Raw genomic sequence first — 13,465 nt, forward strand, 5'->3', positions numbered from 1 at the left:
TCGTCCATGAGTGATACGGTTACAAAAAAATCCCATGCTAGTTTAATAGAAGAAATCAAAAAAGGCGGCCAAGAAAAGTATCATCAGAAAAATAAAGAGCAAGGAAAATTATTTGTCCGCGACCGATTAAAATTGCTTCTTGATGACGATGTGCAAATCGAGGACGGCCTTTTTGCCAATTGTATGGCAGGGGATTTACCTGCTGACGGCGTAGTGACAGGAATCGGAAAAATTAATGGGCAAACAGTATGCTTTATGGCCAATGATTCTACCGTAAAAGCCGGTTCTTGGGGAAAGAGAACCGTTGAAAAAATATTGCGCATTCAAGAAACGGCAGAGAAATTGGCTTGTCCAATCATTTATTTGGTGGATTCTGCGGGTGCCCGCATTACAGATCAGGTGGAGATGTTCCCTGGGCGGAGAGGAGCCGGTCGCATTTTCTATAACCAAGTAAAACTCTCTGGAAAAGTGCCGCAAGTATGTTTATTGTTCGGTCCTTCTGCAGCGGGTGGAGCCTACATACCTGCCTTCTGTGATGTGGTCATTATGGTGGAAGGCAATGCTTCCATGTATTTAGGTTCACCAAGAATGGCTGAAATGGTGATTGGAGAAAAAGTAGATTTGGAAACAATGGGCGGAGCAAAAATGCATTGTTCTGTTTCTGGCTGTGGAGACGTGCTTGCGAAAACGGAAGAAGAAGCCATTGAATACGCAAGAAAATATTTAAGCTATTTTCCGAATAATTACCGGGAAAAGCCGCCTGCTGCAGCGCCAAAACTGCCAGCAACCTTTGAAAAATCAATTGAAGAAATCATTCCAAAAAATCAAAACGTGCCATTTAATATGTATGATTTAATCGACCGCATTATCGACGAAGGCTCCTTCTGTGAAGTGAAAAAGCTGTTTGCAGCAGAACTTATTACAGGTTTTGCAAGAATTGATGGACAAGTGGTAGGAATAGTAGCCAATCAGCCACGGGTTAAAGGCGGAGTATTGTTCCACGATTCGGCCGATAAAGCGGCGAAATTCATCAGCCTTTGTGATGCGTTTCATATTCCGCTCGTCTTTTTAGCGGATGTTCCGGGATTTATGATAGGCACTCAAGTAGAACGGCAAGGAATCATCCGCCACGGCGCAAAAATGATTTTTGCCATGAGCGAAGCAACGGTGCCGAAAATTACGGTGATTGTGAGAAAAGCGTATGGTGCAGGACTTTATGCAATGGCTGGCCCTGCCTTTGAACCGGATTGCGTCATTGCTTTAACAACGGCGCAAATTGCTGTGATGGGTCCGGAAGCGGCGGTGAATGCGGTATATGCCAATAAAATTGCCCAGCTGCCAAAAGAAGAGCAGCAAGCCTTCATTGAACAAAAACGCCAAGAGTATCGAGAAGAGATTGATATTTATAAATTGGCTTCAGAATTGATTGTTGATGACGTTATTGAGCCGAACGATTTGCGGCAGGCATTGGTATCCCGTGTCCATGCCTATTCTTCCAAGTATCTTCTATTCTCAGAACGGAAACATGGCGTCAGTCCAGTATAATCGAAATCGAATGCGGATTAGAAAAGAGGATTTTCTAATTCGCATTTTTTTGTTTTGTTGTCCTCCCGCTTATAAATAAACCGCCACGCAATACACCATGCAAACGCAGCCTGCTATGACAAAGATATGCCAAATGGCGTGATTATAAGGAAGCTTCCTCCAAGCATAGAATATAGAACCAATCGTGAAAAATAGCCCTCCTGCAAAAAGTACACAAAATCCTTCCCAATGAATGAAGGCATAGAGTGGTTTGACGGCGAATATAATGAGCCAACCCATTGCTAAATACAACACTAAAGAAAGCGCTTCATACCGATGAATAAATAAGCTTTTAAATACAATGCCAAATATGGCAATTCCCCAAATGATGCATAGCAAGACAATCCCAAGCGTTCCTCCAATGGCAATCGAGAGAAACGGGGTATATGTTCCGGCAATCAATACATAAATGGATGAATGGTCAAGGATGGAGAAGAACCTTTTATATTTTTCAGGCATGCTATGTAATAAAGTAGACATGCAAAATAAGATGATTAAAGAAGCACCGAAGATAGAATATGATGCAATTTGCACGGCACTATCGGATTGTGCAGCGAGAATGATTAAAAAAACACAAGTAGGAATGCTAAAGAGTAATCCCACTCCATGGGTAATGGCATTCCATAATTCTTCCTTTCTATTTTTATAATCAAAAGCATGAATGTTGTTCATTATAACTACCTCCTATTTTACTAACAATACAGTAATTTTTCCTGAAGCAATACTATCAATTGTCATATATTTCAAATTGGTGAGAAAGATGATTATTATCACTTTCCGAAGTGTCTTTTCTCTTTGTATAATGGTTTAAATTTCATTGGAGGAAGTGGATAGGTGGGTAAAATTCACATTGTGACGGATTCTTCATGCGATATTTCAAAAGAAGAAGCGGTGCAAAAAAATATTCATATTGTGCCGCTAACGATCCATATCGATGGGAAAACTTATATTGATGGAGAGGATCTTCACCCAGAATCTTTTTTAAATATGATGGATGAAGCAAGGGAATTGCCGAAAACTTCACAGCCAGCTCCAGGTCAATTTCAACAATTGTTTGAACGATTAGAAAAGGACGGCGCAGAAATTCTTTCCATCCACGTTGCAGGAAAATTAAGCGGCACATTAGAATCCGCCCGACAAGGGGCAGAAATGGCAAATGCAAAAGTGGAAGTGTTTGATTCCCAGTTTATTTCATCCGCATTGGCAATCCAAGTTCGAGAAGCGGTTCGAATGAGGGATGAAGGCGCTACGATTAAAGAAATTATAAAACGCCTAGAAGCTGTTCGAGAGAATACGAAAATGTATATCTATTTAGAAACACTTAAAAATTTGCTAAAGGGCGGTCGGATCGGGAAGGGGAGAGTGCTTTTAGGTTCGCTCTTAAACATTAAACCGATTGCGATGTTGGATCAGGGAGAGTATTTGCCCATTTCCAAAGTAAGAAGTTATAACCAAGTAGTGAAATTTCTATTTAAAGAGTTTAAAAAGCATACAGAAGGGAAAAGTGTTAAAGCAGTATGCATTGCCCATGCCGGGGGAATGGAGAATGTAGGAACACCACTAAAATCATTAATAGAACAATCCGGATTTCATCATATCGAAGTGGCCATGACTTCTCCTATTATCAGCACTCATGCAGGACGAGGGGCTATTGCATTAGTGTTTTTTGCTGAATAAAATAAATAATAAAGTGTCAACAACCTTTTAAAGGATTGGCACTTTTTCTTTTACATACTGTAAGCAAAAATATTTATAAATTAATATTAAAAATTTTATAATAAAAATAGAAAAAGCAAGTATATTTTATAGAGTTTGAAGCATACTAAAAAATTAGTGCTGATCGATTTTGTGTTAATGCATTGATTGGAGTGTCTTATGAATGAACATTTGGAAAGTCGCCTTTTTTATATTGTCAGGTACGATTATTTTGATTGCAGCTTTAGTCATTTACTGGGCGACTTCACCAATGGAAACAGAGATTCCAACACCAAAGGCAACAGAATCTGAATCCACGGATAGTGTCTTATCCGTCGAAACGACAGCGGAAGATTTTGAAAAATTGGCGATTAAATATATTAAGCAAGAATTAAGTAGTTCTGAGATTCCTATAGATATTCAAGTGAATGATTCCGTTCAATTATCCAGTGAAATTGTTGCGTTTGGATATAATATTCCTGTTTCCATGAAATTCAATCCAGTTGTGAACGAACAAGGCAATATCCATTTAGTTCAAAGAGAAGTAAATGTAGGAAGTTTAAATATCCCACCTTCCATGGTATTAAAGTTAATGAATCAGGCAGTTCAATTTCCAAATTGGGTCACCATACGACCTGATGAAAAAGAAATTTTTGTCGATTTATCCAAATTGACCCTTCCTTCTGGTGCGAAGGTAAAAGCGAGGGACATCGATTTAGCTAATAATCGCATTCAATTAGAAATCGTCATACCAAATCAATAGGAGTGAAGAGGATGGCATTAGAACTTGCTACTTTTGCTGGTGGCTGTTTTTGGTGTTTGGTCAAGCCCTATGATCGCCTTGAAGGAATTGAAAAAGTAGTGTCCGGCTATACAGGCGGACATGTTGAAAATCCGACTTATCAACAAGTGTGCACAGGTACGACCGGTCATGTAGAAGCAGTGCAAATTACTTTTGATTCTGATAAGATTTCTTACAAAGATTTAGTAGAAATTTATTGGAAATTAATTGATCCAACTGATCCAGGAGGTCAATTCCATGATCGGGGCGAATCTTATCAAACAGTCATATTTTATCACAATGAGGAGCAACGGAAAATAGCCGAAGAGTCTAAACGGCAGCTGGAAGAATCAGGTAAGTTCAGCAAGCCGATTGTCGTCAAATTATTGCCTGCCAAGCCTTTTTATCCTGCTGAAGAATATCATCAAGATTTTTATAAGAAAAAACCGTTCGATTATGAACGTTATTTTATAGGTTCAGGGAGAGCCCAATTTATTAAACAACACTGGGGAGATATTGTATGAATAAAGAAGAGCGTTTAAAGCAGTTAACGCCAATGCAATATTATGTGACGCAGCAAAACGGAACAGAGCCGCCATATCAAAATGAATATGACCAACATTTTGAAGAAGGCATTTATGTAGATATAGTATCCGGCAAGCCGCTGTTTAGTTCAAAAGATAAATTTGATGCGGGATGCGGCTGGCCAAGCTTTGCAAAATCAATCGATCCAGATGAAATTGTTGAGAAATTGGATACTTCATATGGTATGCGTCGCATTGAGGTGCGCAGCAAAACAGCTGGCTCTCATTTAGGGCATGTATTTCCAGATGGCCCAAGAGAGCTGGGAGGGCTTCGTTATTGCATCAACTCTGCAGCCTTAAGATTTATTCCAAAGGAAAAATTGGAAGAAGAAGGATATGGCGAATATTTAAAACTTTTTGATGAAGCATAAAGAACATGATGATCCGAACGATTCATCGGATCACCATGTTCTTTTCGTTTAAGGGGTCTCAATCGTATTTTTATAAATCGTTCTTCCTGCTTTTACTTTTTCGACAGTAACTTTTACATCTATGGAATCCTCTGTTAAAGGAATGACGCCGTTTTTCTGAAGTTTTTTCCATACGCCTACATGCCGCCGATATAATGATTCTGAAAGCCGATACACATCGCTGTTTTTTTCTAATCCTAATTTATAGGTTTCGATTACTTCTTTTTTTACGGCTTTTTCTACCGCTTCACGGACGATCTTTTCTGATATGTTTATATCAAAGCTATTCACTAATGTACTCAATGAAATATGAATGTGAAATTTCACTTCATTTCCTTTTACTATTGGGGTAATTTTGACACTTTTATTTTTATTTGTAAATGTAAAGTCGCTTCCATCAATGGTTGTTGTTATGTAACTAGTGATGGATTCTTTAGAAATCCATTGCAGTCCATTGGCGTCCTCCTTTTTTAAATAGCCTTTAAAATCCGTTGGTGTTGCAAGGGCTACTCCTTCAAAATGGAAAGATGGGTCATCGCCTTTTTTCGTATTCCAGTTTTCTTTTACTGTTACATATGGGATTCTAGTGATATGGCTCGGTTCATTTAAATGAATAATTAATTTCCGCACATTGACGGGTTCAATAAAGGAATCTTGTTCATAGGAATTTAATGGGTTAGCCAGTTTCGTCAAGGTGATCGGTTTTCTCAACATAGGAGATTCAAGAAAAAATTGTTCCAATGGCTCGTTTGTAGCATAGGTCCAAGTTTGGTAACGAGTATTGATATGTCTTGTAAATGAATTGAGCACTTCATTTAATTTTCCATATTTTAATAAATCTTCGCTGAAAATTAAGAAGGATAAATGACCGAAAAATAATTTTTCATCCACGCTTCGATACAATTTTGCAAAGGCTTCGTCGATCGTTTTTCCTTTGATGAAACCTACTTCAGATTGCATCACATCTTGATTGATTTGTTCAGCTCTTGCCACAGTGGCAAAACTAATAATTTGCACATACACATGAAATTCCTCTTCTTTATAATCAATTCCTATTCCATGAACGTAAAGCATGCGGACGCTTTCTTCTGAATCCCAACAACCAGCAAGCAAAAAAGTTGCGATGAAGAGAAGATACTTTAAGTGTTTCATTTATTTCCCTCAATATTTGTTCTTGTTTTGTCATTAGGTTTTAATATATTTGGCCTTTCTTTATAGTTTTCAGGCGTTAAACGAAGCAAGGATTTGCCAATATTGGACCAATTTAAATCAACGGAAAGACTAAAGTAAGGCACTCCAAAAATCCGCATATTTGCCATATATAAAATGAGCAGGAAGATGCAAATGAAAAATCCAAAAAGCCCAAAGAAAGAAGTTATAAGTATAATGATGAACCGAATGATTGTAACTAATGTAAGCAGCGACTGATTCGCAATGGTAAATGTAGCAATAAAAGATAATGCAATTACAACAAGCATTGCTGGACTTGTAATACCTGCCCGGATGGCGGCATCTCCAATAATTAACCCGCCTACAACGCTGATGGTGCTACTAATTGAGGTAGGAAATCTCATCCCTGCTTCCCGGAACATTTCAAACATGAGTAGTAGTACGATCATTTCTAACGCAGCGGGAAAGGGCAATCCTCGGTTGTTCACAACAACGGTTGCAAGAAGCTGCAATGGCAACTGATTTTGGTGAAAGGTTGTTAAAGCAAGCCAAAAGGCAGGGAATGTAATCCCTACAAAAACCCCTATTAACCGTAATATTCGTTCGAAGGCGCTGAATAAAATCGGGTATTCTAAATCTTCGCCAGTTTTTAATAAGTAAAGAAAGTTGACTGGCGTGATGATGGCATAATTGACCCCATCTACAAGAATCACAACCCTTCCTCTAACTAATGATTGAACGGCGAAATCGGGTCGTCCAGTATCGTTGGTCCACGGCAATAGCCATCCTTTTTTATCAATTTTTTCCACCAACGAATCTCCATTGACTATTATATCCGTATCCACACTTGTAATAAGTTCTTTTATTTGATTGAGAATCTCTTTATTCGTAATATCATCCATATATAAGAGAGCCACGGTCGTTTTTGAACGAGCGCCAACGGTTATTTTTTCCACACACAAAGAATTGGTCGGAAGACGTTTTCGAATCAAAGCAATATTGGTTGAAAGATTTTCAATAAAATTATCCCGTGGCCCTTTAATGGATATTTCCAATTTTGTTTCATCAGGATTGCGGGTTGGTTTCTTTGCAATATTGCAAGTCAGGAGCAAATGTATTTCATTTAAATAAATGGCCAGCTTTCCGGTAAAGACTTCAGAGATGATGATCTCTTTTTGGTCAATTTTTTTTAAGTCTGGCAAAGGCAACTTGAGAATTTGTTCCTCGTTTATTTCATGATCCAAATTTTCGATGAACTTTTCTATCGTCGGCAAAATATATTGAAACAATATTTGCTGATCAATCATTTCTTCACAAAAAATCAGTGTAAATGGAATATCTTGAATTTCAAAAGGGTAGAAAATAACATCTTGAGATTTTTGGAATAGCTCTTTTAAGGTATGGAACTTGATGGCCGCTTCATCCATCTTCATTCACTACTTTCATTCATATATTGTTTTTGCTTACGAAAAGAGGTTTGATCCAACATAGCAATCAAAAGAAGCACAATTGATAAAATAAAAATGAAAATAAATGTAATTTCTAAGAAATAATAATTGCTCCATAGAAGGAAAACCTCATCTTGAACGAGAACTAAAGCAAAATTTAAGACCATGAAAGGCGGCATCATATAGAGCCAAATTTTCTTTGGTTGTCCTGTGAAATTTAGTATGTCGCAAACGATGAATAATATGATTCCAACACGAATAAATGTTCCTGAAAGCCATTGGTAAATAGATAAGAAATCCATATGTTCAATGAATCGGCCAAGGGATACTAATGTCCATTCTTCATAAGCCGGAAAATGTTGTTTTGCAGCTTCTTCTGGCCCAAATTCCACGATGGCGCCAACCAAAGGTCCTATCGTTAAACCGATAAAACAAAATAATATAATGCCAAGATGATACCATTTTATAGGTTTTTTTAAATAATGCTGCAGGAAAAGGAATAGATATAATTCGATAAATCCTGAAGCGGGATAAATCATGGCATTGACTACAGGACGAAACCCGTGTTCCAAGAGAGGTAACAGGAGTTCATGATTTTTCACTTGGATGTTGGTGATTGCTACGTAGAAACCAAAGACGATAACGAAAAAAAGAATAATCGTATTCACACTAACAATCGTTTGAAGATTGGTGGAAACTAATAGGAAACATACGATAATATAAATTATTAATAAAAAAGGAATCGGTGTATTTTCCAGAAAAGTGGAAGTCATCCAGAGAATGGTTTCCCTTAAGGTAAATGCGGCAAGGAAATAACTAAATATGACGATGCTATATAAAATGATGTTTGCTCCTATTTTGCCGATTTTTTCAGTGAGCCAAACTTTCATTGGTTTTAATTTCGATTTTTTTTGTATATAGATTATCCACAATATCCAAGGGAATAGGAAAATGCCGGCTAATAAAACCGACATCCAACCATCTCGTTTCGCTGCTTCCAAAATCGGTGAAATGATCATGACATGGTTTTTTAAACCGATGGAAGTTAAACTGATTAAAATAATATGTAAAATGCTAATTTTATAAGTATTCCTCATTTTTCCCATCTCCCGATTCCTTTATAAGTATATTTAGTCTTTCCAAAAATAAAAAAAATTCGCCATTTTCACTGAAAATAGCGAATTTTTTCATTGTTTAAATTTTGAATTCACTGACTAAATGTCTTAAATCATCCGCCTGTTTTGCCAGTTCTATTGCGCTGGCGTTGATTTCCTGCATCGCTGCGGAACCTTGCATTGCGGCTTTTGCCGATTTTTCTGTTGCAAGATTTGTGTGTTGGCTGAGGGTATTTACTTCGTTGAAGGAAGCAGTCAACTCATTCACAATCTCTAAAGTGGAGCTGATTTTTTCCACCATGGAGATGATAATGTTCGTAGTTTTATTTGTTTGATTCAGGATATCTTTTAATGCTTCATTCGTTTCATCTGTCACTTCCACTCCGCGTGAAATAGATTGCACCCCTTTTGCGTTCTGCATAACAATTTCATCGATTTCATGCTGGATGGAATGTACAATGTTTGTCACTTCTTTTGCTGCTTCCTGGGATTGAATCGCAAGTTTTTTCACTTCATTACTTACCACTGCAAAACCTTTTCCGTGTTCGCCGGCGCGGGCTGCTTCAATGGCAGCATTTAATGCCAGCAAATCCGTTTGTTCAGCAATGGCTGTAATTGTTGATATGATAAAATGAATGTCTTTTGATTTTTGCCCCAATGCTTCCACCGTAGCAGTGGTGCTTTTTATTGTATTTTCGATGAAATGAATCACATCGTTTGAATCTGCTACGGATTTGCTTCCATTTTGTGCAGCAGATTGCATTTCCTTTGCAGCTTTCTGCACTTCAAAGGCTTCCTGATTCAATTCTAACATGGACTGTTCTAAAGCTTTCATTTTAACTGCTGCATCATTCATGCGCTCCATCGTTGTGTTGGAATCATCTGCAATATCATGGGTTGAGCTTGCAATCTCATCAATGGCTTTTGCATTTTCTTCCGCAAGGGCCATTAACTCTTGAGAGCTGGATGAAACATGATCGGCTAAGTTTGCCACTTTTCTGACTAATTTAGATATCGATTCAATCAGCAAGTTCGTTGAATGGGCAATCACCGCAAATTCATCCTTCGTTGATACTTGGACTCGTCGTGTTAAATCTCCGCCCGCTTTAGCAATATCCAAAATGGAATCATTAATTTTATCTGTATTGATTCGAATTGAACGCAATAATAGATAACTAAAGATGACAGCGATGATTAAGGCTAAAGACGATAAAGCAATAAAGGCGATGCGGGAATATTGGGCAAATCTTTCAATTTCTTTAATAGCTTCCGCATTTTTCTTTTCCAATAGCTTTAATAATTCTTCAGTGTGTTTCTCAATATTTTCTTTAATCGCCGGACCTTCGCTTCTTTCAAATAATTTTGCTGCCAATTCATAACCAAAATATTGTCTAGAATCAATGATTCCAGATGAAAAGTATAGATAGGAACGGAAAAATTGTTGTATGTATGTAGCAAGTTGTTTTTCTTCTGGTCGATTTTCAAAAGCTGAAATTAGTTCATCTAGTTTTCGATCGATGGACAGTTTAATGTTACTGTAGTTCGATAAGCTTTCTTCATCCCCATAAATAATATAGTTTTGTTCGTAAATCGTTAAATCGGATATTTCCGTTGACAATTTATAGATTTCCGTTTGCTCTTGCAGGTTTTTTTCAGAGAAATCGTGCAAACTTTGTTGTAGTCGAGTAATATTCATATAAGATAGAATAAGCATAATGGCAATAATCGTAATAAGTATTATAAAGGTGAGCAAAATTCTTCCGCGCAGTGTCTGATAGAAACGCCCTTTCATCGAAGGGTTCTGTTTTTGTTTTTTTTCTTTTTGTTTTTTACCCCTATATTGAACTTTTTTCGAGGTATTCGAGTTCAGTTCTTGTTTCATGATTTCTTCATCCCCTTTTTACATTGTTGCCTAACATTGTAGAACAATCTCGATACTATTCTACTATGAATTAAAAAACTATTCTAGTAAAAAATAGTCTGAAAAGTCCTGAAAATTATTTGTGGTTGTGGGTAGGAGGTAATATATGAGCCAGAGTTTTTATCATTTCGCCTTAACTTATCGTGGTGGAGATCAATCTGACCCAAAGACTAGATTCGCTGAAAAAATGTTTAAAGACCATAGTTTTCCAAAAGTAAGCACTTCTTTTGAAGAATTATCCAGCTATATTGAAACGTTGGCAGATGATGATTTATCTGCTAATGCTTTTGACGAACTATGGGAAATGTATTGTTTAAAAGAAAATTTTGAGGAATGAAGAGGAAAGGAGCATTGCATAATTCTTGAAAAAAACGTATATTTTACTTTGAAACCAATGAAATGAGGGGAAGCCATTGAGTATTCATATTAATGCAAAACAAGGTGAAATTGCAGAAATTGTATTGCTGCCAGGAGATCCATTGCGGGCGAAATATATTGCAGAAAATTTCCTTGAGAACGCTGTTTGCTATAATGAAGTACGCAATATGTTCGGATTTACTGGAACTTATAAAGGACATAAAATTTCGGTGCAAGGAACAGGTATGGGAGTTCCTTCCATTTCTATTTACATTACGGAATTAATGCAAGATTATGGCGTGAAAAAATTGATTCGCGTCGGGACTTGTGGAGCACTGCAAAAAGATGTGAAAGTGCGGGATGTGATTTTAGCTCAATCAGCTTCTACGGATTCGAAAATGAATGAAATTATTTTCAACGGTATCGATTATGCACCAACAGCCAACTTTGAGTTGTTATTAAAGGCTTATCAAGCTGGGCAAAAAGCTGGATTACAATTAAAAGTTGGAAATGTTTATACAGCCGATATGTTTTATTCAGATGAACATCAATATGACAAACTCGCCCGCTATGGGGTATTGGCAGTGGAAATGGAAACGGCGGCATTGTATACGTTGGCTAGTAAATTTAATAGACAAGCTCTTTCCGTTTTAACCGTTTCCGACCACATTTTAACGGGAGAACAAACGACTGCAGAAGAGAGACAAACAACCTTTCATGACATGATACACGTGGCGTTGGAGGCAGCGATAGAAGCATAATTTTACTAAATTAAAATTATGTAATGTCATATAGGTTTCTAAGAAACAATATGTCGACTGTCATAAAATGTTGACAGTCTTTTCCTTTTCGGAATGGATTGAAACTGTTAATATGAAATATGAAATTATTCACATAAGAAAGTGTATATGAGAGTGGTGAAATTTATGGAAGAACAAAATCAGCAAGAGAAAGAGAAGCAGCCAGAACAAAACAAGCCTGCTGCAAGATATATTCGGTTAAAACCTTTTAATTTCATTATGCTCATGGTTTTAACGATTCTATTTACATCGGGTTTGACAATTTTCGCCTTAACCTTTGGCGATAAAAAAGTAGTGGAAGTGCCTAAGGAAAGGGAAGAGTTTTCCCAATTATACGATGCCTATGATGAACTGAAAGAAAAATATTATACAGAAATTGATGATGAAAAAATTATCCATGGCGCTATCAATGGCATGTTTGATGCTTTGGATGATCCATATTCCGATTATATGGAGAAGGAAGAAGCAGAACAATTTAATTCGGATCTTTCATCCAGCTTTCAAGGGATTGGCGCGGAAATTCAAGAACGGAACGGCAATATCGTTGTTGTTTCTCCTATAAAAAATTCCCCTGCGGAAAAGGCTGGACTGTTGCCTGAAGATATAATCGTTTCGGTTGATGGAAAAAGCTTGCAAGGCATGAGCGCGACGGAAGCGGTGCTTTTAATCCGCGGGAAAAAAGGAACTCCTGTAACGTTAACGATTAAACGAGGCGATTCTGAAGAGTTAATTGAAATGACGATTATTCGCGATGATATTCCGATAGAAACGGTTTATGGAGAAATGGGAGATGACAAAATCGCCCATATTCAAATTACATCTTTCAGCGAAAGTACAGCAGAAGAATTAAAAGAAGTGTTGGAGCAATATGAAAAAGAAGGCATGAAGAGCATTATCTTGGATGTGCGTCAAAATCCAGGAGGCTATTTGAATGCGGCCATCGATATTTCCAATTTATTTGTTGATAAAGGAAAACCGATTGTTCAATTGCAAGGCCGCAAAGGTGAACCGGATATCGTTTTTGCAGAAGATGGCAAAAAATATAACTATCCAATCATTGTATTAATCGACAATGGTAGTGCCTCTGCTTCAGAAATTCTTGCAGGTGCGCTAAAAGAATCTGCAGGTGCAACAATCGTTGGCCTATCTTCCTTTGGTAAAGGAACTGTTCAAACGGTTACTCAGCTTCCAGACGGTTCCAATTTGAAATATACAACAGGCAAATGGTTGACACCTAATGGCAACTGGATTCACGAGAAAGGGATTAAACCAGATGTGGAAATTCCATATCCGGATTACTTAAGCATTGCTTATGTGGATCCAAAAACAGAATTGCAGAAAGGCACAGTATCTAATTATGTAAAATCCGTGGAGCAAATGTTGGATGCTTTAGGATATAATGCAGGTACAATTGACGAAACTTATGATGCCTCTACAGAAGCGGCGGTAGTTCAATTCCAAAAAGATAAAGGACTTGAACGAACAGGCAAAGTTTCTGGAGACACAACTTATGCATTGATGGATGCATTGCGTGAAAAAATTCAAAAAGAAGATCCGCATGTATTAAAAGCAAAAGAATTATTGCAAAATCAATAATCGT

Annotated in this window: 13 protein-coding genes; 8 read left to right on the top strand and 5 right to left on the bottom strand. The window is 37.4% G+C overall.

Features of this window, described 5'->3' with window-relative positions; translation table 11 throughout:
• Window positions 1-6 precede the first annotated feature (6 nt).
• On the top strand, window positions 7-1,545 hold the full coding sequence (locus DKZ56_RS09045) for an acyl-CoA carboxylase subunit beta (RefSeq protein ID WP_208649686.1): 1,539 nt from the start codon (window positions 7-9) through the stop codon (window positions 1,543-1,545).
• Between the two features lie 69 nt (window positions 1,546-1,614).
• Here the strand turns inward: DKZ56_RS09045 and trhA are convergent, their stop codons facing one another.
• A complete protein-coding gene (gene trhA / locus DKZ56_RS09050) occupies window positions 1,615-2,256 on the bottom strand; it encodes a PAQR family membrane homeostasis protein TrhA (RefSeq protein WP_208649687.1) in 642 nt (213 codons plus the stop codon).
• Window positions 2,257-2,418: 162 nt separating this feature from the next.
• Here trhA and DKZ56_RS09055 point away from each other — a divergent pair, with 162 nt between their 5' ends.
• The 4 genes from DKZ56_RS09055 to msrB all read left to right on the top strand — a co-directional run bounded on the left by DKZ56_RS09055 (window position 2,419) and on the right by msrB (window position 5,015).
• Window positions 2,419-3,261 (top strand): DegV family protein, encoded by an 843-nt coding sequence (locus tag DKZ56_RS09055; RefSeq protein ID WP_208649688.1) that lies wholly within the window; start codon window positions 2,419-2,421, stop codon window positions 3,259-3,261.
• Window positions 3,262-3,463: 202 nt separating this feature from the next.
• Entirely contained in the window at window positions 3,464-4,042 is a 579-nt protein-coding gene (locus DKZ56_RS09060) for a YpmS family protein (RefSeq protein WP_208649689.1), read from the top strand.
• Window positions 4,043-4,053: 11 nt separating this feature from the next.
• Window positions 4,054-4,584 (top strand): peptide-methionine (S)-S-oxide reductase MsrA, encoded by a 531-nt coding sequence (gene msrA / locus DKZ56_RS09065; RefSeq protein WP_208649690.1) that lies wholly within the window; start codon window positions 4,054-4,056, stop codon window positions 4,582-4,584.
• Window positions 4,581-5,015, top strand: a complete 435-nt coding sequence (gene msrB / locus DKZ56_RS09070) for a peptide-methionine (R)-S-oxide reductase MsrB (protein WP_208649691.1) — start codon at window positions 4,581-4,583, stop codon at window positions 5,013-5,015. Before msrA ends, msrB begins: the two co-directional genes overlap by 4 nt.
• A gap of 48 nt (window positions 5,016-5,063) precedes the next feature.
• On the opposite strand, the gene DKZ56_RS09075 is transcribed toward msrB, so the two are convergent.
• The 4 genes from DKZ56_RS09075 to DKZ56_RS09090 form a co-directional block, all read right to left on the bottom strand.
• Window positions 5,064-6,206, bottom strand: a complete 1,143-nt coding sequence (locus DKZ56_RS09075; RefSeq protein ID WP_208649692.1) for a Ger(x)C family spore germination protein — start codon at window positions 6,204-6,206, stop codon at window positions 5,064-5,066.
• The gene (locus tag DKZ56_RS09080; protein ID WP_208649693.1) at window positions 6,203-7,657 is read right to left on the bottom strand and encodes a spore germination protein; all 1,455 of its coding nucleotides are present in this window, start codon (window positions 7,655-7,657) and stop codon (window positions 6,203-6,205) included. The genes DKZ56_RS09075 and DKZ56_RS09080 overlap by 4 nt, the downstream gene beginning before the upstream one ends.
• Window positions 7,654-8,769 carry an endospore germination permease gene (locus DKZ56_RS09085; RefSeq protein ID WP_208649694.1) on the bottom strand — a complete coding sequence of 372 codons (1,116 nt, stop codon included), beginning with the start codon at window positions 8,767-8,769 and terminating at the stop codon, window positions 7,654-7,656. The genes DKZ56_RS09080 and DKZ56_RS09085 overlap by 4 nt, the downstream gene beginning before the upstream one ends.
• A 97-nt stretch (window positions 8,770-8,866) precedes the next feature.
• Window positions 8,867-10,669 (bottom strand): methyl-accepting chemotaxis protein, encoded by a 1,803-nt coding sequence (locus DKZ56_RS09090; RefSeq protein ID WP_208649695.1) that lies wholly within the window; start codon window positions 10,667-10,669, stop codon window positions 8,867-8,869.
• Between the two features lie 145 nt (window positions 10,670-10,814).
• Between DKZ56_RS09090 and DKZ56_RS09095 the strand changes: the two genes are divergently transcribed.
• From DKZ56_RS09095 to DKZ56_RS09105, 3 genes are all read left to right on the top strand, one after another.
• Window positions 10,815-11,045: a YozE family protein gene (locus DKZ56_RS09095; RefSeq protein ID WP_208649696.1), complete on the top strand. Its 231-nt coding sequence runs from the start codon at window positions 10,815-10,817 to the stop codon at window positions 11,043-11,045.
• A 76-nt stretch (window positions 11,046-11,121) separates the two neighbouring features.
• On the top strand, window positions 11,122-11,826 hold the full coding sequence (deoD, locus tag DKZ56_RS09100) for a purine-nucleoside phosphorylase (RefSeq protein WP_208649697.1): 705 nt from the start codon (window positions 11,122-11,124) through the stop codon (window positions 11,824-11,826).
• A gap of 165 nt (window positions 11,827-11,991) precedes the next feature.
• Window positions 11,992-13,461, top strand: a complete 1,470-nt coding sequence (locus DKZ56_RS09105; RefSeq protein ID WP_208649698.1) for a lmo1851 family serine protease — start codon at window positions 11,992-11,994, stop codon at window positions 13,459-13,461.
• Window positions 13,462-13,465 lie beyond the last annotated feature (4 nt).

Origin of the sequence: Ureibacillus thermophilus, from assembly GCF_004331915.1 — a bacterium.
Classification (GTDB): Bacteria; Bacillota; Bacilli; order Bacillales_A; family Planococcaceae; genus Ureibacillus; species Ureibacillus thermophilus.